The sequence below is a fragment of the Paraburkholderia sp. RL18-085-BIA-A genome, assembly GCF_046027075.1.
Taxonomy (GTDB): Bacteria; Pseudomonadota; Gammaproteobacteria; order Burkholderiales; family Burkholderiaceae; genus Paraburkholderia.
Genome location: NZ_JARESU010000004.1, coordinates 98,122 through 119,764, shown reverse-complemented (window position 1 = coordinate 119,764; position 21,643 = coordinate 98,122). Strand labels below are relative to the sequence as shown.

Sequence of the window (21,643 nt, the reverse complement as noted above, 5' to 3'; positions counted from 1 at the left end):
GGCTATTCAATCCGCGACGGATCCCTGCGATTCCGGTCGTCTTCCCGAAGGCCTTCAACGCCGTGTCGCACTCTCTATGGAGAGCCAGGGAGCCGGCAGCGTCCCCACACTCCCACGAAACGTCGCCCGGGGACACCGCCATGAGCATTGATTCCGCCACCACGGCCGGTGCGATGGCTCAACCCGCGTCGCGCTCGGGCGTATCACGTCTGATCCTCGCGACTTCCATCGGCAACGCGCTCGAGTTCTACGACCTGATCGTGTATGGCTACTTTGCCACCGTGTTGTCGCGGACATTCTTTCCGGTGCACGACAAGACGGTGTCGCTGCTGCTGACCCTCGGCACGTTCGCCTTGTCCTATCTGGCGCGGCCGGTCGGCGCGCTGGTGCTCGGCTCCTTCAGCGACCGCAAGGGCCGCAAGGCGTCGCTCACGCTGTCCATCGCGATGATGACGCTCGGCACCGGCATGGTCGCGCTGATGCCGTCCTACGCGACGATCGGTCTGCTCGCGCCGATCGGCATTTTCGCTTCACGCCTGTTGCAAGGCTTTTCCGCCGGCGGCGAATTCGGCAGTTCCACGGCGTTTCTGATCGAGCACGCGCCGGCGCGCAAAGGCTTCATGGCAAGCTGGCAGTTCTCGAGCCAGGGGGCGAGCACGCTGATCGCATCCGCGTTCGGCGCGGTGCTGACCGGTGTGCTGACCCAAGCTCAGCTCGAAGGCTGGGGCTGGCGCATTCCTTTTCTGTTCGGCATGCTGATCGGTCCGGTCGGCCTGTACATCCGCCGGCGTATCGACGAAACGCCCGAGTTCGAGCGCGCGGAGAAGTCGGCGTCGCCAGTGCGGGAATTGCTGGCCACCCAGAAGGAGCGCGTTCTCGTGTCGATCGGCTCGCTCGTGCTCACGACCACGGCCAACTACATGCTCCTTTACATGCCGACCTACGCAGCGCGGCAACTCGGTCTCGCGCCCTCGTCCGGCTTCATTGCGACGCTGCTGGCCGGCTTTATCATGATGACGCTGACGCCGATCGTCGGCCATTGGTCCGACAAGGTAGGCCGTATCCGCATCATGCTGGGCGCCGGCATGCTGTTCTTCGCGACGGTCTATCCGGCGTTCGTGTTCATGAACGCGCACCCGTCGCTTGCGACGCTGCTTGCCGCGGTCGTTTGGGTCGCCGTATTGAAGGCCACGTATTTCGCGCCCATTCCCGCGTTGATGTCGGAGCTCTTTCCAACCCGCACGCGCACCACGGGCATGGCGCTCGGCTACAACATCGGCACTACGGTGTTCGGCGGCTTCACACCGCTTGCCGTGGCCGCGCTGATCGCGGCGACCGGCAACAATCTCGCCCCTGGCCTCTATCTGATGCTAGCGGCCGTCATCAGTCTCTTCACTATCATATGGGCCCGTGTGCGCCTGAATGCGCGCTAATCCGGCGCCCTCGCTGGACCAACAGGACTTTACGTATGCAAGACGATTTGCAACAGGCAGTGCAGTTCGCAGTGGATCATGAATCGCTTTGGGATCGCCACGTGGATGGCGCGTGGGGCGTGCATGTGAACGACCCGCCACCGTGGAACCGGTTGCTCGGCCCGGTCCACGATCGTGGCCCCGTCTCCGGCACGATCGCCGTCGATGGTCGCGTGTTGACGTCATGGGGCGAACCCGATCGGGCCGATCTGACTTTCAGCGTCGCCAAGATGTGCCTCGCTTTGCTCGCCGGTGTGGCGTTCGACCGCGGACTGCTGCCGGATGTCGACGAAGCGGTCCATGTGCGGGCGCCCGGCATCGGCTTCGATGACGAACACAATGCCGCCGTGACCTGGGCGCAGCTGCTTCAACAGACGAGCGAATGGCAGGGCTCGTACTTCGGGCTTCCGGACCAGGCTGACCACTATCGAGCCGTCAACTTCGCCGCGCCGCCGGATGGCAAGAAGGGCGACCTGCGTCCGCTGCACAAGCCCGGTACATACTGGGAATACAACGATGTGCGTATCAACCAGCTTTCACTGGCGCTACTTTATCTGTTCCGGCAACCGTTGCCTGAGGTGTTCCGCGAAACGATCATGCGCCCTGTGGGTGCGAGTGAAAACTGGCAATGGGTCGGCTACGACAACGCGTGGGTCGAGATCGACGGACGGCGCATGCAAACCGTTCCTGGCGGCACGCACTGGGGCGGCGGAATGTCGGTCAGCGCGAACGATCAACTCAAGGTCGCGCAGATGCTGCTCAATGAGGGCGTGGTGGACGGCCGGCGCATCCTGTCACGTGAGTGGATCGCGCGCATGCGAACGCCGTGCGCGATCGCACCGTTTTACGGCTACCTGGTATGGCTCAATACTGATCGCAAGATTTTTCCGAGCGTGCCGGCGTCGAGTTATTTCGGCGTCGGCGCAGGTAGCTCCTTTACATGGATCGAGCCTGAGCGCCGGATGACGGTTATCGTTCGCTGGTTGAATCCGGCCAGCGCCGACGAGTTCTTTGGGCGGGTTCTCAAAGCGGTTGATGTAGCTCACGCGAGGTAATGCGTCGAAGCGGAACTGCGTGAAAGCACTGGGTTGCGTGCGGCCTTCGCGACGAGCGGAAGCCGCATTGCTCACGACAGGATCGCACTACCATCGCTCGGCGATAGTTCAAGACCAGTCGTGCACTTCGTCGTCAGCGGCATCCTTGATTGTCGGCCAAACCCGCGCCTCAAATTGATCCGACGGAACCGGCTCGGAATACAAAAAACCTTGGGCAAAGTCACAACCCACGGCGACGAGAAAATCGCGTTGATCTGTCGTCTCCACCCCCTCGGCAATCACTTTCAATCCAAGCTTGTGCGCGAGCATGACCATTGCCTCGCAAAGGGCTTGATTGTCGGCGTCAAAGCCGAGGTTCTGTACGAATGAACGATCGATCTTGAGATAATCGATGTCGAAGCGCTTCAGATAGGCCAGGGACGAGTAACCAGTCCCAAAGTCGTCAATCGAGATCCCAATCCCCGCATCACGGAAAGTCAGCAACTTCTCCTTCAATTCGGCGTCCAGCAACAACCCTTCGGTTATTTCAATAGCAACGCTCTTTCCGGGCATCCCTTCCCGCATGAGGTACTCGGACCACTGAATACAGACCAGATTGTCTTGACGAATCTGCGCGGGTGACATGTTGACGCTGAGCTGAAACGACGGATGGAATCGGCGGCGCCATTGACGGGCCTGGCGCACGGCCTGCCTGAACACCCAATCGCCGATCGGCACGATGAGCCCCGTCTCTTCGGCCAGTGCAATGAAATCCAGCGGGCTGATCGGGCCGCGTTCGGGGTGCAGCCAACGAATCAGCGCCTCGGCTTTGTAAATTTCGCCAGTCGCCAGGTCGACGATGGGCTGGTAATAGACGCGGAACTGTTCGGCCTGCAGGGCTACGCGCAGATCGTTCGTGAGACGCAGGCGCTTTTCCGCCGCCACTTGCAAGTCGGGCGTGAAGTAGCTGAAACGGTTGCGCCCCGCGCTTTTGGCCGCATACATGGCCTGATCCGCATTCTTGAAGAGAACATCCAGTTCGCGGGCGTCTTGCGGGTAAAGCGCGATGCCGATACTCGCAGAAATGAAGGCTTCATCCGGGCCAAGCCTGAAGGGTTCGGCCAGTGTGCCGATGATGGTCTTCGCGATCTGTTCAATGCTTTCGCTGTCGTCCAGTTCCGGCAGAATGACCGTGAACTCGTCACCGCCAAGACGGGCTACGGTGTCGGACTCGCGCACACACGATGTGATGCGCCGCGCCGCCTCGATCAGCAGGATGTCGCCGGTATCGTGCCCCAGGGAGTCGTTCACCTCTTTGAATCGATCCAGGTCGATCAGCATCAAGCCCATTGGCCGTCCAGAACGATCCGACATTCTGGCTTCATGGTCGAGACGGTCATGGAACATCTGGCGATTCGGGAGATGGGTCAGCGCATCGAAATTGGCCTGCTTCCATATCGTTGCTTCGAATACCATCCGGTCCGATAAATCACGACCGACCGCCAGCACGGAGTTCACCTCCCCCGACCGGTCGATCTCCGGAGTCAGACGGATATGGCTGCACTGCTCCTGTCCGTCCTTGCTGAGCGTTGTGCGGTTGCGATCAGCACGACCACGCTTCTTTCACAGCCAGCAAATAGATGCAGCGCTCGCTGTTCGTCGGGCGCCGTTCAGGGGCTCTGCAGGGCGTCGATCTCTGCGCGAAGCTCAGCGACTACGGCAGGCCAGTCATCTCGCGTTGTTTGTCGAAACAGCCGCGCCTGCGGATACCATGGACTATCGCTTCTGTCGAGTTGCCATCTCCAGTCCGGCATGAACGGCAAAGCAATCCATACGGGCTTCCCAAGCGCTCCCGCCAGATGCGCCACAGCCGTGTCTACGCTGATGACGAGGTCAAGGCGAGCGATCAGCGCAGCGGTCTCAGCGAACGTGGTGAGCCGCGCGGAAACATCGCGCAGCACCCCGCGCTGATCGAGCAGCGCGAGGGACGCTCGATCACCGTCGCGGACGTCCCGTTGCAGGGCGAAGAAATCCGCATCGGCATCTAACAACGGCTTCAGCTGTTCGAGCGATATGGACCGTGCGCGATCATTCAGATGCGTGAGGCTACCCGACCACACGATCCCAATGCTCGGCCGTCGAGGGGTGCCTGCGAACAAATCGTCCCACTGAGAGATAAGCGCATGGTCCGCGTGCAGATATGGGCCAGGTGTCGCGAGATCGGGCGCACGAACCTTGAGCGCAAACGGCAGACTGAGCATTGGAATATGAAAATCGAAACGTGGCACCTCTGCTGTCTCGCCGATGACTTCGGCCGCACCAGGATAATCCTGGAGAAGCGACAGTAGCGCATCCTGAACGCGCAATACGACGCGAGCGCCAGCCGTACTGAGTCGATCCACGAAGCGCAGGAATTGCAGTGTGTCACCGAAGCCCTGCTCATGATGAGCGAAAATTGTCTTGCCGCTTATCGGTTGGATGCCAGTCCATTGGGTATTCGGCGCAAAGCCGTGGCTTTGGGTGCCATCGCGCCAACGCCATTCGTATTCGCGCCAGCCGTGTTCGAATTCCCCGAGCAGCAGATTCGTCTGAGCTCGATTGGTGCGGGCGCCAGCGTCGTTCGGATCGAGCGAAAGCGCCTTCTTGAATTGAAGCAGCGCCTCGTCGAAGCACCGCAGATCTCGCAACGCGACCCCGAGATTGACGTATGCGCGCACGAAACGCGGGTTGATCGCAATCGCCTGCCGGTAAGCATCCAGTTCGTCCTCATGGCGCCCCATCGTACCGAGCAGCGTCCCCCGGTTGTAATGCGCTTCGGCTGATTGTGGCTGGATTTTGCACAGATGCGCCAGTATCCCGAGCGCACGCTCCCGTTCGCCAAGCGGTATCAGCGACATTGCGACGCCATGCAACGAGGCGGTATGGTTCGGGAACCGAACCAGGCAGCGCTCGAGCAGCGCTATTGCATCATTGTGGCGCTGCGCCAACTGACTGACCTTCGCGGCGAAATTGAGCTGCTCCACGGACATGGACATGTGCGCCGATGCGCGTATCAGGTACTCGGCCGCGCGTGCGTGATCGCCCTGTCTGGCGGCGATGTAACCGAGGCCTTCAAGCGCTTCGCCGTGATCGGGAGCGCTCGCCAGAATACTGCTCAGCAGGCGTGAGGCGTCGTCGAATTGCCCGGCCGCGAAGTTCTGTTGCGCGGCGGCGAGAGCCTGTTCAATATCGTGATTCATGGTGATAAAGGTCGGTGCAAAAATGCGACCTGACGACGGGTCGGAACTGGCTCATTGTACGGGATCACGTAAAGCGGGTTTTCAGACCAGAGCGATGGCAGCGCTGGTACCTGCACGCGGAAATACCGAACGGTTCCGGCGCCACACACGCCCTACGCCCTTCCTTACCGATTGCCAGGCAAGAGCCATAAGCTATCGGGCTTATCTCACCGCAACGCGATGTCACGGAATCTGCTGAACCCATCGACTCCGCCAACCCGGCGCTTCGAAGGGATCCGAAAAATACTGAGTCTCGTGAACAACCTTGCCGTTGCAGAACTCCATAATGCTTAGCGTGTAAGTCGCTCGCCCTTTATAGCTAATAATGTATTCCGTAATCCAGAGATTACCTTCTCCCTGGATTCGCTTGACGTCGAAACCCGATGGCGCATCTGGATGATGACTGCGCAGTGCCTGCAAATTAATCCGCCCGAGAATTCGTTCACCTGATTGGGGATAGTCACAGATGGCATCGTCATCGTAAATATCGTGTTCCGCGTCGAGATCGCCGGACGCCGACGCACGCCAGTGCGCATTGATGACCTCACGTATTTGCTCGTTCTGCATGGAATGCCTCCGGATACCGTTCACGTCTATCTAGTTCGTACCTGGCGGAATAAAACTGGGGCCGCCCGTCTTGACGACTTCGTTGAACCTCTGCCTCGTCCCCATCCGGTTGATCTCCTCGAACGCCCTCCAGCGGCAACGTTCTGATTCCGTGACTCAATGGCGCAAAGGCCAAAACCACCGTCTCTGTCTTCACGTGCGATCGCTCCGGCAGCAAACCTATCGCAGAGCCTCGCCCACCTCGCGCTCGTTCCACCCACGCTCGGGTCCGCAATTGTGGCGCCAGGTCCATGACCAGAAAAAGCGTCAACGTACTTCGATTCTGCTAACCGCTTCGCAGCGAATTCCTGAATGAGGAATTCGCGAACTGCTTACACGGAGTCGTGTTACTTGACGGGATGTGAAATCCCGGTTCATCGGCAGCTGCAACTTCGTGGCTATAGAAGAAGTGAAGTCCACGTTATAGGTCAAAAACATAACATTAAGGGACAAAATTGTGGCTGTCCTCTTGAACGCCGTACTGTACGCGCTGCACGGACGGGCGCCGCGGGGTGGTTCTGCACCGGCTGCTGATCTCGCCAGCAGCGACCTTCGTCGGCAAGATTTCGTATTCGCTCTATCTATGGCATTGGCCCGTAATCGTGCTGCTCAGGTGGACGACAGGGCTGGATGCGCTCGTATGGCGCGCAGTAGCGGCGTTCGCCACGTTCGTGCTCGCGACTGCGTCGTGGCACTACGTCGAAAACCTTGTGCGGCGCTCGGCAATGTTGAAAGGCATGCGGCATGCGGCGTCCGTTCGGCGTAGGCGCGGGCGCCGCTGCGGTGACGTGCGGTGCGCTGTTGTCGCTCGGCATTCACGCTGCCCAACCGCAGTTGTCGCTCAGTGTGGTTTCGCAGCGTGCGGACGAATGGGAGTGCATACCGCCCACTAGAGGCCGGCAACTCCGGATGTCTGAGCACGTGGGATACGACGAAGCTCAATGAGGGCCTAGTGTGGATCTATTCGCGCTCGGGATGCGCGACTCCGCCGAGTCATCGGGGACGACTGTATGTGATCGGTGACTCGCACGCGATGGCGTACAACATGATGTTGCGTGAGTTCGCCCTCGATACGAGCGTCAAGGTCTTCGCGTACAACAACGGAGGCTGTCCGTTCATCGGCCTGCTACCGTCCGCGCGCGGTGACCTCGTGCGCTTCGAAGTTTCATAATCCCCATGATTTCCCGTCTTTTCGGCCTGCCTGAATAAACACGCGACCGGCTTTATTAGGACGTGCATGACGATGCACGCTCATCACACTCACTACATTCCAATTCGCATACCTGATTAAATATGCGTACGCTATCCACCCGCGAGACACAAGGAATGGGTAGCAGCAACAAAAAAAAAATCGGACCATCCGGCCGTGCCCATCGCGATAAGGACGCACCGCGAGGGACGGTCGATCAGCGCCCTCGCGCGTCGACTCCACGCGGGATATGGCGGCGTACCAGCGCGAGCGCGATCAGCACGATGACCATCGCGGTGCCGAGCATCAGCAGATAGCCCGACGCACCGCCCGCGGTGATGACCGCCGCGCCCGCGAACGCGCTGAGAATCGCGCCGATGCGTCCGAACGCGAGCGCCGACGCCGTCCCTGTTGCACGCACGCTGGTCGGATAAACGTAGGCGCAAAGTGCATACATCGTCGATTGCACCGCGTTCACGAAGAGACCGTGCAGGCCGAGGCCGACGATCAGAAGCGCCGTGTGTTGCGTCGAATTAACGCCAAGCAGCATCCACGCGCTCGCAACACCGCCGAGGCAACACAGCAGCAACGGCCAGCGCGAGCCGTAGCGCCCGATGGCGAGCGCGCACAGCAACGCGCCGATCACGCCGCCAAGGTTGTATGCACTGAGGCCATAGCCCGCCAGCGACACGCTCAACCCTTCGCTCGTCAGCATGGACGGCAGGATGGCCGCGACATTCGGCGCGAGGCTGATCGCGCAGGTCGCCGCACCGAACACGAACACGCTTCCGATCACGGCCCAGCGCCGGCCAAAGCGATCCGCGAACAGACCGGCGAACGCACTGCCGATGCCCATACCGATGAGCCCCGACGCCACCACGGGCGCAAACGCGTTGCGCGTGATGCCCCACTCCTTGGTGAGCAGCGGAATCGCAAAGCCGATCAACTGGCTGTCGAATCCATCGACGACGATCGACAGCGCCGCGAGCAGCACCGCCATCTTCTGCAACAGCGTATAAGGACCGTCGTCGAGCGCATGACCGATGTCGATCACGCTGCCGCCGCCGCGCGTTATGCCCGCGAGGGCTGCTTCGCCGTGCGTAGCCGAACCCGCTGCGGAAGCGGGCGGAACGTAACTCATGAGGCTGTCTCCGTTTTGTGCGCTGCGCGCGCGTTTATGGATTTTTTTGTTGTCAGTATGGCCAGCGCGGCACGCGATGGGCATTTCCGATTGGCGCCAAAGTCATGACGTTTGTGCATGACTTCAGGAACCGCTCGACTTTGGTGATCAACGTGCGCCGCGCGCGTCGACGAGCCGCACGAGTTGCAGCAAGCACTCCGTGCCGGGCGCCGCGACGCCCACCGCGCGCGCCGCCGCGACGACCGCGCCGTTGATCGCCTCGATCTCGGTCTGGCGGCCCGCGAGCACGTCCTGCAGCATCGACGGCCGATGCGCACGGTGATGCGCGAGCGCATGCCGTACGTTGCCGACGACATGCGCTTCATCGAACGCAATACCGCTTGCACGCGCAACCGCCGCCACCTCGGCGACGATCTTCAGCGTCAGCGCCTCGCCGTCCGGCACGTTCGAGAGCGCGCCCACCGTACATTGCGTGAGCGCGCAAAGACTGTTGAGAGCGGCATTGAACGCGACTTTCTCCCAGATCGCCGACCACACGTTGGGATCGGCGGCGCAGTTCAACGCGGCTGAGTTCAGCACGTCGACCGTGCGCTGCACGTGCGCATACGACTCGCCGTCCGCGCTCATCAGGCGGATCTCGCCCGAGCCATGCGAGCTCACCTGCGCAGAACCGGGCTTGTCCGCCGGCCACGTCGTCATGCCGACCATCACGCGTTCACGCGCGACGTACCGCGCAATCCGTTCGACATTGCCCAGACCGTTCTGCAGCGACAGCACCGCCGTATGCGGCCCGAGCAACGCCTGGGCCGACGCGAGCGCCGCTTCGGTATGCATCGTCTTCGTGAAGACGATCAGCAGTTCCGGCGCTGGCCCTGCATGCTCGGGACGGCTCACGCGCAGATTGCTCACGATGCGCGAAGCCGCGTCCGTGGTGAGGCGCAACCCTTCGCGGCGGATCGTGTCGAGATGCGCGTCGTCGACATCGACAAGCGTCACACGGTGGCCCGCCTCGGCGAGCACACCGCCGAACAGCGAACCCATTGCACCCGCGCCGAGAATCGCAACATCCAATGCCTGAAGCATCGCGACCCTCCGGCTCAGAACGGATAGTGGCGCGGCGCCGTCTGCAGCGTGATCCAGCGCAGATCGGTGAATTCGGCAATCCCCGCCTTGCCGCCGAAGTGACCGAAGCCGCTCGCCTTCACGCCGCCGAACGGCATCTGCGCTTCATCGTGCACGGTCGGGCCGTTGATGTGGCAGATGCCCGACTCGATGCGCTTCGCGACATTCAACGCGCGCGCGGTGTCGCGGCTGAACACAGCAGCGGACAGGCCATACTCGTTGTCGTTCGCGCAGGCAACCGCGGCCGCTTCGCCGCGCACGCGCACGATCGCCTTCACCGGGCCGAACGATTCGTCGTGATAGATGCGCATGTCGGGGCTCACGCGATCGAGCAGCGTGGCCGGCATCAGCGTGGTCTCGCTCCTGCCGCCGCACACCAGCGTCGCGCCTTTCGCGAGCGCATCGTCGAGCAGCGCGTTGCAGCGCTCCACAGTGCTCATGTCGACCACCGAGCCGAGCACGACCGGCCCGTTGCGCGGATCGCCAAGCGGCAATGCGCGCGCACGCGCGGCGAGCCGGTCGACAAACGTATCAGCAATGCTCTCGTCGACGATGATGCGCTCCGTCGACATGCAAATCTGCCCGGAATTCGCGAACGCGCCAAATACGGCCGCGTTCACCGCCGCGTCGATGTCGGCGTCGTCGAGCACGATGAGCGGCGCCTTGCCGCCGAGTTCGAGCACGGCGGGCTTGAGATGGCGCGCGCACGTTTCAGCGATGATGCGACCCACCCGCGTCGAGCCCGTGAAGTTCACGCGACGCACCTGCGGATGTTCGATCATCGCGTCGACGATCCGCGCGGCGTCAGCGGGCGCGTTCGTCACGAAATTGACCGTGCCGCGCGGCAAGCCGGCCTCCTGCATCGCTTCGATGATCAGGCCGTGCGTGGCCGGGCAGATCTCCGAGCCCTTGAGCACGACCGTGTTGCCGCAGGCAAGCGGCAGCGCGATTGCGCGTACCGCGAGAATCACCGGCGCGTTCCATGGCGCCATGCCGAGCACCACGCCCGCGGGCTGGCGCACGCCCATCGCGAGGCTGCCGGGCACGTCCGACGGGATCAGTTCGCCGGCGATCTGCGTGGTGAGCGCCGCCGCCTCGATCAGGCCGGCCGCGGCGAGGTGCACATTGAAGCCGGCCCAGATGCCTGACGCGCCGGTCTCAGCCGCCATCGCGGCGGCAAACGCGTCGGCCTTCGCTTCTAGCGCCTGCGCGGCCTTCGTCAGCAGCGCACGACGCTCGCTCGGGCCGAGTGCCGACCACACCGGAAACGCGGCGGCGGCGGCATCGACAGCGGCCACGGCATCTTCGACCGTCGCAGCCGGCGCGCGCGTGGCGACCTCGCCGTCGAGAGGGTTGCGGCGCTCGAAGGTCGCGCCGTTACGCGCCTGCACCTGTTCGCCGCCGATCAGCATCGACACTGTTTTCATCGTCTGTCTCCTTGCTTTGGGGGAAAGTGCGCGTTACGCGACCATCGCTTCGACGAGCATCGGGCCGTTTTTCGAACCGTGCATCGCGAGCGCATTGCGCAACACATCGGCGAGTTTCGCCGCGTCGCTCACGCGCTCGCCGGGGCAACCCATGCCCATCGCCAGCGTCACGAAGTCAAGACCCGGCAGGTCGGTGCCCTGCACCGTCTCGCCCGGCGCGAACCCGAATACGGGTGCGAAGTCCTGCAGCGCGGCGTAGCGCGTATTGTTCAGGATCACGAAGGTAATCGGCAGCTGCATCTGCACCGCGCTCCAGATCGCCTGGATCGAATACATGCTGGAGCCGTCGCCGATCAGCGCGATCACGCGCTGGCCCGGCCGCGCCAGCGCCACGCCGACCGCCGCCGGCATCCCGTAGCCGAGGCCGCCGCTGTCCATCGTGAGAAACGCGCCGGCACGCGTGATGGGCAGGTAGGTTTGCATCACGGGCCGAGCGCTCGGCGCTTCCTCAACGACGATGCCTTCGGGATCGCGCACGTCCGCGAGCGTCTGCAACGCGAAGGCCACCGACATGCGCTCGCCGCCGCCCGGCGGCGGCAGCGCTCGCGGCGGCACGGCGCGCGGCGCGGGCAAGTCGCGCGCTTTCGGCGCGGCGCGCGCGAGCAGGTCCTGCACGCCGAGCCGCACGTTGCCGACCGCCGCGATGCCTTGCGGCGTCCACGCGGCCACGCCGGGGTCGTCGATCAACTGGCACAGCTGGGCGCCCGCCGGCACGTGCGGGCCGGTGCCTTCGACGTGATACGTAAACGCGGGCGCGCCGATCACGAAGATCGCGTCATGGCCACCGAGCAGCTCGACGATGCGCTCGCGCAGCGCGGGCAGAAAGCCTGCAAATAGCCGATGGTTCTCGGGAAAGCTGCAGCGGCCCGTCATCGGCGCGACATAGACGCGCGCCTGATGGCGTTCCGCGAGCCGCACGACGTCCGGCGCCGCATCCGCGCGATCCACCGCGCCGCCGACCACGAACGCGGGCCGCTCGCACGCGTCGAGCAGCGCGCCGATGCGCTCGAGCATCGCGGGCTCGGGGCGCATGGTGTGCGCGACCTCGCGCAGCGGCACCGGCTCGGCGGCCTGCTCCCAGTCGTCAGCGGGAATCGACACGAACACGGGACCGCGCGGCTCCTGCATCGCGATCGCGTACGCACGCGCGATCGCGAGCGGCACGTCCTGCGCACGCGCCGGTTCGATGCTCCATTTCACATAGGGCTTGGGCAGCTCGGTGGCCTGCGTGGCGGCGAGAAACGGATCGAACGGCAGGATCGAGCGCGCCTGCTGGCCGGCGGTGACCACGAGCGGCGTGCGGTTGCGAAACGCCGTGAAGATGTTGCCCATCGCGTTGCCGACGCCCGCCGCCGAGTGCAGGTTCACGAGCGCCGCGTTGCCGGTGGCCTGCGCGTAGCCGTCGGCCATGCCGACCACCACGGCTTCCTGCAGACCCAGCACGTAGCGGAAATCAGCGGGGAAATCGCGGAACATCGGCAACTCGGTCGAACCGGGGTTCGCGAAGATCGACGTCATGCCGACGCGACGCGCGAAGTCAATGACCGCGTCGCGTACGGTCCATGGTCGGGCGCCGCCCGCGCCCTGTTCGTTTGCCTGTCCGTGATTCTGTTGCGGCGCGCTGCCTGTCATGCGAGGCCTCCTGTCTGGTGAGCGCGAAAATCGAACGGTCATTATCGCGGCAGCCCGGGTAACCGGAAATTGCCTAAACCGCACAAAGGCATTACCTTTTGGCATGACTTACAACCTCCAGCAACTTCAGGCGTTCGCGACGATCGTCGAGAGCGGCAGCCTCGGCCGCGCGGCCCAAACCCTGCACATCACCCAGCCGGCGTTGAGCCGGACCATCCGGCGTCTCGAGGAACAGGTCGGCGCGCCGCTTTTCGAGCGCCACTCGCGCGGCATGCATCTGACCGCGGTCGGCGAGGCGCTGCTGCCGCACGCCATTCTCCTGCAGCGCGAAGCCGAACAGGCGCGCGAGGAAATCGACGCGCTGCGCGGACTCGCGCGCGGCACGATCCGCGTGGGCGCGGTGGGCAGCATCGCGAGCCTCGTGCTGCCGCTCGCGGTGAGCAGCGTGCTCAGCAAGTGGCCGAATCTGCGCGTGCAGATTATCGAAGGCGTGTGGGACCGGCTCGCCGATGCGCTCGTCAAGCGCGAGATCGATCTCGCGCTCAGCATGGCCGTGCCCGACACCGAGGAAATCACGGCCATCGCCGATTGCCGCTGGGAAGACGCGAGCTACGTGGTCGCGGCGCCCGATCATCCTCTGCGGCGCAAGCCCCACCTCACGCTCGCCGACACGCTGGACGAGCGTTGGGCGATTCCGCCGCGCGGCACCGGACCGTTCGAGCACATGCAGCGCGTATTTGCGGACCAGGGCTTGGGCCTGCCCAACGTGGTCGTCGAAACGCGCTCGATCACCGTGCTGAAGAGCCTCGTCGCGCGTTCCGGCTTTTTGAGCTGGATGGCGTCGACGATGTATGTCACCGAGAGCAAGGCTGGAGTGTTCGATACGCTCGGCTTGCCGGGCGTTGTCGGGCGGCGCACGCTCACGGCGTTCCGACGGCGGCAAGGCATCCTGCCGAGTCCTGCGGTGAAGTTGCTCGAACAGTTGCGGCAATTGACGGCCGAGGGGGTCAACACCGCCTGAGGCATGCAGCGCGCGCAGGGTGCGCGAAGCAATGAGCGCGGACCATTCGCCTTCATAACCGGCCCTGTGTTGACGGGCAAACTCATTCGTGACCGCCCGGCGCAAGATCCAACCCATGCGAGCTGGTCAGCTTCGACATGGCGTCGCGTAACGCCGTCTGAACGATCTCCTCCGCAGTGGGATGGTAAAACGGCAATTGCAGCAAGTCGCCAACCGTTTCTCCGCGGTGTATGGCCCACGCGAGCAGATGTGCGAGATGTTCGCCCGCGCCGGCAAATAGGGCGGCGCCAAGCAGCTTGCCACTAGAAGGCTCGACATAGAGGCGTGCCACGCCGTCGCTCTGGCTTGCGATCTTCGAGCGGGCAAACCGCATCGCGCTCCTTTTCGGGTCTTTTATTCACAAACAGCCATCAGCTAAATATGACTATTGGCTAAATAAAACCCGCGAACGGTCGATAACATGTTTAGCCGCTTCCTTCCCGGCGGTTGGACCTAACATGCAGAGCTCATATAACTTTTGGCTCGTGGCGATCTCGTTCGTGGTCGCGACGCTGGCGTCGTACACGGCGCTCGACCTGACCGGCCGCATTTCCCTGCTGGCGTCGGCGCGGCTGCGGCACGCGTGGCGCCTGGGCGGCGCACTCGCGCTCGGCGTCGGCATCTGGTCGATGCACTTCATCGCGATGCTGGCATTTTCGCTGCCGATCCCGCTCGGCTACGACCTCGCGACCACCGCCTGCTCGCTCGGGCTCGCGATCGGCGTGTCGTACCTGGCGCTATTCGTCACGACCCAGGCCCGGCTCACACCCGGCCGCCTGCTGGCAGGCGGCGTGCTGATGGGCTTCGGCATCGCCGGCATGCACTACACCGGCATGGCGGCGCTGCAGATGACGCCCGCGATCCACTATCAGCCGGCATGGCTCGCAGGCTCGCTGGCGATTGCGATCGGCGCGTCGAGCGCCGCGCTGTGGATGGCACACGCGCTCAGCAACGACGACGAGCGGCACGTGGTGCACAAGCGTTTCGCTGCGGCGCTGGTGATGGGCGTCGCGATCTGCGGCATGCACTACGCGGGCATGGCCGCGGCCGGCTTCGCACCAGGCGCCGTGTGCGGCGCGGCCAAAGGCGTGAACGCCGCATGGCTCGCGACCTCGGTGATCCTGCTCACGTTCGCGATCCTGATCCTCACGCTGATGCTGTCGCGCTTCGACGCACACACCAGTTTGCTCACCGGCGCGGTGTCGCGGCTGAACGGGGAGATCCTGCGGCTCGCCACGCTCGATACGCTGACCGGACTGCCGAACCGCAGCACGCTGACCGAGCGCATCGAACGCGCGATCAACGGCTCGCGCCGTCAACACGCGCCGTTCGCGATCCTCTTCATGGACCTCGACGGCTTCAAGACCATCAACGATTCGCTCGGCCACTCGGCCGGCGATGCCGTGCTGTCCGCGTTCGCGCAGCGCCTGCAGCAATGCGTGCGCGCCGCCGACACCGTCGCGCGGCTAGGGGGCGACGAATTCGTGGTGCTGGCGGAAAACCTCGGCTCGCGCGAAGCCGCGGCCGCACTGGCCGAAGCCGTGCTCGAACGGATGCGCCGCGGCATGTGGGCCGATTCGCAGCCGCTGCAGGTGATGCCGAGTATCGGCATCGCGCTGTATCCGCACGACGGCGACACCGTGGAAACGCTGCTCAAGCACGCGGACGCGGCCATGTACGAAGCCAAGCGCGCGGGCCGCAGCACTTACCGCTTCTTCGAGCGCAGCATGAACGAGGCCGCCACGCGCACACTGGAAATTCAGAGCGCGCTGCACGCCGGGCTTGCCGCGGACCTTTTTTCGCTGGAATTCCAGCCGAAGTTTCATGGCGGCAATGACTCGCTCGCGGGTGCCGAGGCGCTGATCCGTCTGCGTCACCCGCGACTGGGCACCTTGACGCCGGCCGAGTTCATTCCGATCGCGGAGCTCTCCGGCCAGATCGTACCGATTGGCTACTGGGTCGCGCGCGAAACCTGCCGGCGGATTCGCGGCTGGATCGAACAGGGCCTGCCGGCAATGAAGGTGGCGATCAACCTGTCGCCGCGTCAACTTCTGCAGCCCGACCTCGTCGCGAACATGCTGGAGATCGTCAAGGCCGAAGGTGTCGCGTGCGAACAGATCATGTTCGAGATCACCGAAACCGTCGCGATGCAGGACGCGCAGAAAACCGTCGAGATGATCCACGCGTTTCAGGCGAGCGGCTTCGAGATCGCAATCGACGATTTCGGCACCGGCTATTCGAGCCTCGCTTATCTGCAACGCTTTCGCGTGAAGCAATTGAAGATCGACCGCTTCTTCACCAACGGACTCGACGAGCACGGCGCGGAAGGCAGCGCGATCGTGTCGGCGATCATCGCGCTCGCGCACTCGCTGGAAATGGACGTGGTGGCCGAGGGCGTCGAAACCGAATCGCAACTCGGCCTGCTGCGCTCGATGAGCTGCGACGAGATGCAAGGCTTCCTGCTCGGCAAGCCCGTCAGCGCCGACGACTTCGGCGCGCTGCTGAGGGGACGCATGATGGCCGCGTGAGCACACCGGCTTTTTTGCAGCATTGTTGCGGTACGCAAGGCTGTGCCGCCGTGAGCCGCGCCATCACCGGCTGACGGATTCGGCTAACGGATTCGGCTAACGGATTCGGCTAACAACAGGCAACCGGCTTTTACGCGCTCGCCGCGTCGACGGCGTGTTTCGCGCTGCACCTCACGTGGCGCTGCGACCGGCCGATGGTAGCCGCCGCAACGTTCGCGCTGCAAAACCGCATCCTGATCTGGGAAGGCATGCGCGAGCTGGTCGGCAAGCCGGGCGCCGTGACGGGCCGGGCTCGGGCTCACGGCGCTGTTCTGCGTGCTGTACGGCAGCGCGTGGATGCGCGAGGCGCCGGTCGTGCTGCGTGTCGTGCTGCTCGTGCCGTTCTTCCTGCCGTGCCGCGCCGGAACACTCCATGAAGTCTGCCGCCAGCGCCGTGCGCATCTCAGCCTCGCGCATCTGATGGCCGTGCCGCGACGCACGCTCGGCCGCTGCCGGACACCGTCTGACGCGCGGCGGCGCGGGGCCGTGCTAGCCGGCCTTGCGTTCGTTATGTTCGTCGCGTGAGGATTCGTCCACCGCGACCAGAAGCGGCGGCGTGGCCTGCACGACCTCCGCCGCTTCACGCCGCGCGAGTTTGCCGTCGACCGACGCCCCGCAGTCCATCCTTAGCTGCTGGTAGTAGATGTTGCCGACCACATGCGCGTTGCCCTGCAACTCGACGAAGTGATCGGCAATCAAATCCCCGACGATCCTGCCGTTGACCACCACGTCGTATCCATGCACGGTGCCCTCGATCGAGCCGCGGTCGCTCAGCACCAGCAGCGCCTGGCTGCCCGGCGCGCCGCTGACGTTGCCCTTCACGTGGCCGTCCATGCGCAGACCCTCGCTGAACTCGAGGTCGCCGGTGATGCGCACGTCCTGGGCGATCAGCGTGACGAGCTTGGTCTGTTCGATGCCGGTGTTTTTTTTCTTGCTGAACATAACGGTTTCCTGGAAATGAAAAGGATCGTCGCGTGACGGCGCTGGGCCGACGGGACGGGTGGTTTGTCGCGGTAGCCTTTTGAGGCAGCTTGCCGCGGTCGCCCGCTGCAGTGCCCGCTCAATGTCGCGGCGCGTCAGGCTTCGCGTTGCTCTGAACGCGCAAAAACAACAATTCCGCACTGAGCCGGGCGACCTCGGCGGCCGCGCTGTCCGCCGCCTTCTGCACCGCCGCGCGCGCGGCCGATTCCTCCGCCAGCGCCAGCCGCGCACGGGCCAGTTCTGTCTGCTGGCTGCCTTCGTCAATGGATTCTGCCGAGCATGCTTCCGCCGCCGCGCCGCCGCGCGACGCGTGCCAGCCGGTCAGCGCCGCCGCGCCGAGCACGGCGCTGAGCAGGCACGCGACGCCCCACAAGGCGATCCGCCAGGCTAATGGCCGCGCAGGCTGCAACGTATAGTCGCGCCGGCTGAGAGCGCGCGCGATGCGACCTACCCGACGATCGATGCGCCCCTCAGCCATGAGGCGTCGGCGCGAACAGCGCGAGGTAGTCGGCGGGATTGACCGGCGTGCCGTTGACCAGCACTTCGAAATGCAGATGCGGGCCCGTCGAGCGGCCGGTCGAGCCGACATCGGCGATATATTGGCGCGGCAGCACCAGCTCGCCGACATGCGCAGCGATCCGCGATGCGTGACCGTAGCGTGTCATGAGCCCGTTGCCGTGATCGATTTCGACCGCGTTCCCGTATCCCGCCTTCTCGCCGGCGAACACCACGCGCCCGCCCGCTGCCGCCAGAATCGGCGTGCCGGTCCGGGCGACCAGATCGATGCCCGGGTGAAAGCTCAAACGATGCGTGAAGGGATCGCTGCGATTGCCGAACGGCGAGCCGAAGCGCGCGCCGTCGACGGGCAGGCGGCCGGGAAAAGCGGCGTACGCGATCGCGTGATCGGCGGTCTGCTGCTCCAGCGCCGACAGCGTCGCGGCGATGCAATCGACTAGCTGGCGCGTGTGTTCGGCATCGGCGTGGCTGCGCGTGGGCGGCGCCAGCTCGCTGCAGCGCCGTGGCGGCAACGCGGGACCGCCTGCGCCGTCGGTGGCGGACAGGTCGGCTTCGGACGCCGGGCCCGGCTTACCCGGCGCGCTCGGCGCACTCGGCAAAGCCGATGCGCGCGGTGCCGGCCGGGGCGTATTCAGGCGTGCTTCGAAATCCCGCAACGTGTCGACTTGCGCGGTCAGCCGCGCGATGCGCGGCTCGATCTGCGCGACCGACGCGCTCAGTTTGCCGAGCTGATCGATTGCGTAATCGTGTTCGATGGGGTTGTCACCGTGCGCGCCGGGCGCTTCATGCGCGGGCCAATGCCTGCCGATCGCGACGCCCCCGGCGAGCGCCAGCACCGCCGCGCCGCAAGCCGCGCCAAGCGCGATCGACAGCGCCGTGCGGCGCGTGACGAAACGGACCGAGCCGCTGGAAAGCCAGTTGCCGGCGCTGAACACGGAAGCCATTAACGGCTCCTCGTGCACGCGGCGCCTGCTGTGCGAACGCGTGCAAGTGGGGCCCCGCGCACGCACGGCGATGTAGACACGGTGAACGCGTGCGCGACGCGACGCGAGGAGAAACGGGACAGGAGATTGGTGAACGGGACTGACTGCATACGGCATCGGCCGGACACAGCCCGGCGGCGGATAAAGGACAAAGGGCGTCGATTATCGCCCGGCTGCGCCACGCTCCATCTCAAATACGGGGCGGCACGCGGACGTGCCGCGTGCGGTGCATCAGCGGCGTCCCGATTGCGCCGCCGCAATCCCGGTTGCGCAAGCTGTGCGATGGTCCGCTCAAGCCAATCGTTCGGAATCCTGCACGATTTGATCGAGCCCATCGAGCCCATCGAGCCCATCGAGCCCATCGAGCCCATCGAGCACCTTGAGCCGCGCGGCTAGCACGTCGCTCGCGCGCGTCATCGGCATGCGCAGTTCATCGCGGATCAGTCCTTGCGCGGCGAGCAGCGCCTTCACCGGCCCCGGATTCGGCTCCTCGAACGCCGCCTGGATCAGCGGCGTAAGCGCGTGGAAAATGCGTCGGCCCTCAGCGAGCCGCCCCTCGGCCAGCGCGCGATACAGCGCGACGAAGCGGTCCGGGCGCAGATGCGCGGACGCGGCGATCGCCCCGCTGCCGCCCAGACACAAGGTGTTGAAGATCGCCATGTCGTCGCCGGCGAGCACTTGCAGGCGGCCGTCGCGGATCAGCGCGAGCGTGATATCCAGCGAACCCGCGCAATCCTTCACAGCGCGAATCCGCGGATGCGCCGCGAGCGTGAGCAGCGTGTCGAGTTCGAGCCGCACGCCGGTGCGGTACGGAATGTCGTACAGCACGACCGGCTTGTCGCTTGCATCGGCAAGCGCGGTGAAATGGCCGACGATGCCCGCTTGCGACGGCCGGATGTAGTACGGCGCGGCGATCAGCAGGCCGGCGATCGGCAGCGGGTTCAGTTGCCCGATCCGCTCGCGCATGCTCGCCGTGTGATTGCCGGATACGCCGACCAGCACCGGCAGCGCCCGCGCAGCGGGCGCGTGATGAGCGGCGGCCTGCGCGGCGTCGAGAATCGTTGCCAGCACGGCGTCCTGTTCGGCGGCGTCGAGCGCGGCCGGTTCGCCGGTCGTGCCGAGCGCGACCAGCCCGGCGATGCTCGCGTCGGCATAGCGGCGCACCAGCGCGCGCAACGCAGCGTGATCGACAGCGCCGTAGGCGAACGGCGTGATGAGCGGAACCCAGATACCCGAAAAATCAGACATGTTTTTACCTCGATGACGCGACCGTATCGATTCCGTTCAGCGGTACGAGGGAGAAACTCAGGACAGGCCGCGGGCGGGCGGTTGACCGGCTGTTCCGTCGCACATCTGACGACGGAACAGAAGCGCAATGGATTTTCTGATTGCTCGCAAGCCAATCCTGGAAACCATTCTGGCCTGCGACATCTACCCCTGTCTAATGCCATGTCTAAGCGCTGTCTAATACATTGCTGACTTCACGCGCTGCGGGGAATTTTTAGACGCACCTTGCTGACCGGCACGGACCGCCGCTTGATGTAATCCTCGGTCTGCCTCGATGTCGAATGAGCCGCCGCTTCCTTCAGGTCTTCGATGTCGTAGCCAGCATTGCGCGCGTCGGTCAGCCCCTTGGCGCGGATCGCCTTCACCGTGTAGCCCAGCCCGTCAAGTTTCACCCGCTTCGCTGCCCTGAGCCATGCCGCCCGGACTGCAGTGGCCCCATACTCCGACCCATCTAGTGCGTGGATGACGTTCGCCTCGCCGATGCGCTTCACCTTGCCGTCAATATCCCGGATGCGCGCAAGGACCGCGGCGATCTCCGGCGAGATCACGATGTCGACTGCGATGCCGCTGGAATCCTCAGTCTTGGTCGGCAGGAAGTGAATCACGCCCTCCGATTCGTCGACCTGAGACCACTTCAGCAGCCGGATTTCGGTTGAGCGCTGCATGGTCAGATAGCACAGGTCAACAAAGCACTGCATCATCGGCCCGGTGTTGATGTGGGCGGTTAAGGTCTTGCCTCGCCATGTGTATTCATAGCTGGCCATCGCGGCTCGGATGGCGGCAAAGTGATCGTCCGTGATGTAGACCTTGCTCGCCTTGGGCTTCGCCAGCCACTTCTTCAGCTCGTTGCAAGGATTGGTCTTCATCTTTCGCTCTTCAATGCACCACCTGAAGAACCCGGACAGGAACGCGCGCATCGTGCGCTGCATGGGCAGCTTGCCCTTCCAGTGCTTCAGCACGTCCATCACAGTCGCCGCGTCGATATCCTCCACGTCGATGTTGCGCAGAGCGTTGCCGGCGTACTTTCCGTAGCTCGGCCACGCCTTCTCCCTATGTGCGTCCCGGTGCTTGAGCACGTACTCATCGATCAAGGGCCGGGCGTTGCCGGCTCCCTGCGGGCGCTCGAAGCGCTTGCGCTCCTGCGACAGGCGCTCGAGCAGCTTCGATTCGGGATCGGTCTGTTCGCATAGCCGGATCCACTTTCCGGTGCGCGGCTCGACCCAGTACCACGCGCCGTGTTTCGGATAGACGCGTGGATATTTTGCTTTCTGGCGAGGTGTCATGATGC

At 64.3% G+C, this 21,643-nt stretch carries 19 protein-coding genes; 6 read left to right on the top strand and 13 right to left on the bottom strand.

All coding sequences use genetic code 11. The annotated features are described in order from the left end of the window. Nucleotides 1-140: 140 nt before the first annotated feature. Together P0D89_RS04320 and P0D89_RS04315 are read left to right on the top strand one after the other, a co-directional pair. Nucleotides 141-1,433: an MFS transporter gene (locus P0D89_RS04320; RefSeq protein WP_408358398.1), complete on the top strand. Its 1,293-nt coding sequence runs from the start codon at nt 141-143 to the stop codon at nt 1,431-1,433. 35 nt (nt 1,434-1,468) lie between these two features. Then, nucleotides 1,469-2,527: a serine hydrolase domain-containing protein gene (locus tag P0D89_RS04315; protein ID WP_408358397.1), complete on the top strand. Its 1,059-nt coding sequence runs from the start codon at nt 1,469-1,471 to the stop codon at nt 2,525-2,527. A gap of 108 nt (nt 2,528-2,635) precedes the next feature. On the opposite strand, the gene P0D89_RS04310 is transcribed toward P0D89_RS04315, so the two are convergent. The 3 genes from P0D89_RS04310 to P0D89_RS04300 all read right to left on the bottom strand — a co-directional run bounded on the left by P0D89_RS04310 (nt 2,636) and on the right by P0D89_RS04300 (nt 6,351). Continuing rightward, the gene (locus P0D89_RS04310) at nt 2,636-4,024 is read right to left on the bottom strand and encodes a putative bifunctional diguanylate cyclase/phosphodiesterase (protein ID WP_408376195.1); all 1,389 of its coding nucleotides are present in this window, start codon (nt 4,022-4,024) and stop codon (nt 2,636-2,638) included. 152 nt (nt 4,025-4,176) lie between these two features. Then, nucleotides 4,177-5,745, bottom strand: a complete 1,569-nt coding sequence (locus P0D89_RS04305; RefSeq protein ID WP_408358395.1) for a tetratricopeptide repeat protein — start codon at nt 5,743-5,745, stop codon at nt 4,177-4,179. A gap of 222 nt (nt 5,746-5,967) precedes the next feature. After that, nucleotides 5,968-6,351, bottom strand: coding sequence for a nuclear transport factor 2 family protein (locus P0D89_RS04300; RefSeq protein ID WP_408358394.1), 384 nt, complete (start codon nt 6,349-6,351; stop codon nt 5,968-5,970). 991 nt (nt 6,352-7,342) lie between these two features. Here P0D89_RS04300 and P0D89_RS04295 point away from each other — a divergent pair. Further along, entirely contained in the window at nt 7,343-7,561 is a 219-nt protein-coding gene (locus tag P0D89_RS04295; RefSeq protein WP_408358393.1) for an SGNH hydrolase domain-containing protein, read from the top strand. A 235-nt stretch (nt 7,562-7,796) separates the two neighbouring features. Here P0D89_RS04295 and P0D89_RS04290 read toward each other — a convergent pair whose 3' ends face one another. The 4 genes from P0D89_RS04290 to mdlC form a co-directional block, all read right to left on the bottom strand. Further along, a complete protein-coding gene (locus P0D89_RS04290; protein WP_408358392.1) occupies nt 7,797-8,720 on the bottom strand; it encodes an MFS transporter in 924 nt (307 codons plus the stop codon). 147 nt (nt 8,721-8,867) lie between these two features. Beyond that, nucleotides 8,868-9,803, bottom strand: a complete 936-nt coding sequence (locus tag P0D89_RS04285; RefSeq protein ID WP_408358391.1) for a ketopantoate reductase family protein — start codon at nt 9,801-9,803, stop codon at nt 8,868-8,870. Between the two features lie 14 nt (nt 9,804-9,817). Continuing rightward, nucleotides 9,818-11,269: an aldehyde dehydrogenase gene (locus tag P0D89_RS04280; RefSeq protein WP_408358390.1), complete on the bottom strand. Its 1,452-nt coding sequence runs from the start codon at nt 11,267-11,269 to the stop codon at nt 9,818-9,820. 33 nt (nt 11,270-11,302) lie between these two features. Beyond that, nucleotides 11,303-12,961, bottom strand: a complete 1,659-nt coding sequence (gene mdlC / locus P0D89_RS04275; protein ID WP_408358389.1) for a benzoylformate decarboxylase — start codon at nt 12,959-12,961, stop codon at nt 11,303-11,305. Between the two features lie 103 nt (nt 12,962-13,064). On the opposite strand from mdlC, the gene P0D89_RS04270 reads away from it, so the two are divergent. Further along, nucleotides 13,065-13,982: a LysR family transcriptional regulator gene (locus P0D89_RS04270; RefSeq protein ID WP_408358388.1), complete on the top strand. Its 918-nt coding sequence runs from the start codon at nt 13,065-13,067 to the stop codon at nt 13,980-13,982. 82 nt (nt 13,983-14,064) lie between these two features. Here P0D89_RS04270 and P0D89_RS04265 read toward each other — a convergent pair whose 3' ends face one another. Then, on the bottom strand, nt 14,065-14,355 hold the full coding sequence (locus tag P0D89_RS04265; RefSeq protein WP_408358387.1) for an oxidoreductase dimerization domain-containing protein: 291 nt from the start codon (nt 14,353-14,355) through the stop codon (nt 14,065-14,067). 124 nt (nt 14,356-14,479) lie between these two features. On the opposite strand from P0D89_RS04265, the gene P0D89_RS04260 reads away from it, so the two are divergent. Both P0D89_RS04260 and P0D89_RS04255 read left to right on the top strand, forming a co-directional pair. Then, on the top strand, nt 14,480-16,549 hold the full coding sequence (locus P0D89_RS04260) for a putative bifunctional diguanylate cyclase/phosphodiesterase (protein WP_408358386.1): 2,070 nt from the start codon (nt 14,480-14,482) through the stop codon (nt 16,547-16,549). A 315-nt stretch (nt 16,550-16,864) separates the two neighbouring features. Continuing rightward, the gene (locus tag P0D89_RS04255) at nt 16,865-17,113 is read left to right on the top strand and encodes a hypothetical protein (protein ID WP_408358385.1); all 249 of its coding nucleotides are present in this window, start codon (nt 16,865-16,867) and stop codon (nt 17,111-17,113) included. Here the strand turns inward: P0D89_RS04255 and P0D89_RS04250 are convergent. From P0D89_RS04250 to P0D89_RS04230, 5 genes are all read right to left on the bottom strand, one after another. Then, entirely contained in the window at nt 17,078-17,530 is a 453-nt protein-coding gene (locus tag P0D89_RS04250) for a bactofilin family protein (RefSeq protein WP_408358384.1), read from the bottom strand. The genes P0D89_RS04255 and P0D89_RS04250 overlap by 36 nt on opposite strands. A gap of 118 nt (nt 17,531-17,648) precedes the next feature. Then, a complete protein-coding gene (locus P0D89_RS04245; RefSeq protein ID WP_408376194.1) occupies nt 17,649-18,047 on the bottom strand; it encodes a hypothetical protein in 399 nt (132 codons plus the stop codon). Next, the gene (locus P0D89_RS04240; protein ID WP_408358382.1) at nt 18,040-19,029 is read right to left on the bottom strand and encodes a M23 family metallopeptidase; all 990 of its coding nucleotides are present in this window, start codon (nt 19,027-19,029) and stop codon (nt 18,040-18,042) included. The genes P0D89_RS04245 and P0D89_RS04240 overlap by 8 nt, the downstream gene beginning before the upstream one ends. Nucleotides 19,030-19,359: 330 nt before the next feature. Continuing rightward, the gene (gene dapA, locus P0D89_RS04235) at nt 19,360-20,316 is read right to left on the bottom strand and encodes a 4-hydroxy-tetrahydrodipicolinate synthase (RefSeq protein WP_408358381.1); all 957 of its coding nucleotides are present in this window, start codon (nt 20,314-20,316) and stop codon (nt 19,360-19,362) included. A 233-nt stretch (nt 20,317-20,549) separates the two neighbouring features. After that, complete coding sequence (locus P0D89_RS04230; RefSeq protein ID WP_408376193.1) at nt 20,550-21,638, bottom strand: tyrosine-type recombinase/integrase; 1,089 nt, start codon at nt 21,636-21,638, stop codon at nt 20,550-20,552. Nucleotides 21,639-21,643 lie beyond the last annotated feature (5 nt).

Excerpts from the sequence above, each read along its gene's own strand:
- P0D89_RS04320 (WP_408358398.1), top strand. The coding sequence starts at position 141 with ATGAGCATTGATTCCGCCACCACGGCCGGTGCGATGGCTCAACCCGCG.
- P0D89_RS04315 (WP_408358397.1), top strand. The coding sequence starts at position 1,469 with ATGCAAGACGATTTGCAACAGGCAGTGCAGTTCGCAGTGGATCATGAA.
- P0D89_RS04305 (WP_408358395.1), bottom strand. The coding sequence starts at position 5,745 with ATGAATCACGATATTGAACAGGCTCTCGCCGCCGCGCAACAGAACTTC.
- P0D89_RS04300 (WP_408358394.1), bottom strand. The coding sequence starts at position 6,351 with ATGCAGAACGAGCAAATACGTGAGGTCATCAATGCGCACTGGCGTGCG.
- P0D89_RS04290 (WP_408358392.1), bottom strand. The coding sequence starts at position 8,720 with ATGAGTTACGTTCCGCCCGCTTCCGCAGCGGGTTCGGCTACGCACGGC.
- P0D89_RS04285 (WP_408358391.1), bottom strand. The coding sequence starts at position 9,803 with ATGCTTCAGGCATTGGATGTTGCGATTCTCGGCGCGGGTGCAATGGGT.
- P0D89_RS04280 (WP_408358390.1), bottom strand. The coding sequence starts at position 11,269 with ATGAAAACAGTGTCGATGCTGATCGGCGGCGAACAGGTGCAGGCGCGT.
- mdlC (WP_408358389.1), bottom strand. The coding sequence starts at position 12,961 with ATGACAGGCAGCGCGCCGCAACAGAATCACGGACAGGCAAACGAACAG.
- P0D89_RS04270 (WP_408358388.1), top strand. The coding sequence starts at position 13,065 with ATGACTTACAACCTCCAGCAACTTCAGGCGTTCGCGACGATCGTCGAG.
- P0D89_RS04265 (WP_408358387.1), bottom strand. The coding sequence starts at position 14,355 with ATGCGGTTTGCCCGCTCGAAGATCGCAAGCCAGAGCGACGGCGTGGCA.
- P0D89_RS04260 (WP_408358386.1), top strand. The coding sequence starts at position 14,480 with ATGCAGAGCTCATATAACTTTTGGCTCGTGGCGATCTCGTTCGTGGTC.
- P0D89_RS04250 (WP_408358384.1), bottom strand. The coding sequence starts at position 17,530 with ATGTTCAGCAAGAAAAAAAACACCGGCATCGAACAGACCAAGCTCGTC.
- P0D89_RS04245 (WP_408376194.1), bottom strand. The coding sequence starts at position 18,047 with ATGGCTGAGGGGCGCATCGATCGTCGGGTAGGTCGCATCGCGCGCGCT.
- P0D89_RS04240 (WP_408358382.1), bottom strand. The coding sequence starts at position 19,029 with ATGGCTTCCGTGTTCAGCGCCGGCAACTGGCTTTCCAGCGGCTCGGTC.
- dapA (WP_408358381.1), bottom strand. The coding sequence starts at position 20,316 with ATGTCTGATTTTTCGGGTATCTGGGTTCCGCTCATCACGCCGTTCGCC.
- P0D89_RS04230 (WP_408376193.1), bottom strand. The coding sequence starts at position 21,638 with ATGACACCTCGCCAGAAAGCAAAATATCCACGCGTCTATCCGAAACAC.